Origin of the sequence: Chromohalobacter sp. HP20-39 (assembly GCF_033052815.1) — a bacterium.
GTDB lineage: Bacteria > Pseudomonadota > Gammaproteobacteria > Pseudomonadales > Halomonadaceae > Chromohalobacter.
This window is the reverse complement of record NZ_JAWHTP010000606.1, coordinates 1-277: the sequence shown is the minus strand read 5'-3', so window position 1 is coordinate 277 and position 277 is coordinate 1. Positions and strand designations below refer to the sequence as shown.

Genomic DNA, 277 nt, shown 5'->3' with positions numbered 1-277 from the left:
TTCCACAAGGAGCCCAACCTGCTCGAGCAAATCGCGTATCGAGACACGTGGGGCCGTGGCGCGGATAGCTTCATCTCGATGCTCTACGAACGACTGATATTGATGCGTGACCTGCTTGCAGCTGACGGTTCAATCTATGTGCATATGGGCTGGGGCGTGTCGCACTACGTGCGCAGCATCTTGGATGAGGTCTTTGGCAAAGATCGGGCACTCAATCAAATCATCTGGAAGCGGCAGACTGCCCACAGCGATATTGGTCAAGGGTCTGAGCATCTGG

1 protein-coding gene is annotated in these 277 nt (G+C 54.9%); it reads left to right on the top strand.

The genetic code is table 11. From position 1 onward, the window contains the following. On the top strand, window positions 1-277 hold a 277-nt coding region (locus RVY79_RS19370), incomplete at both ends, for a DNA methyltransferase (protein WP_317466195.1).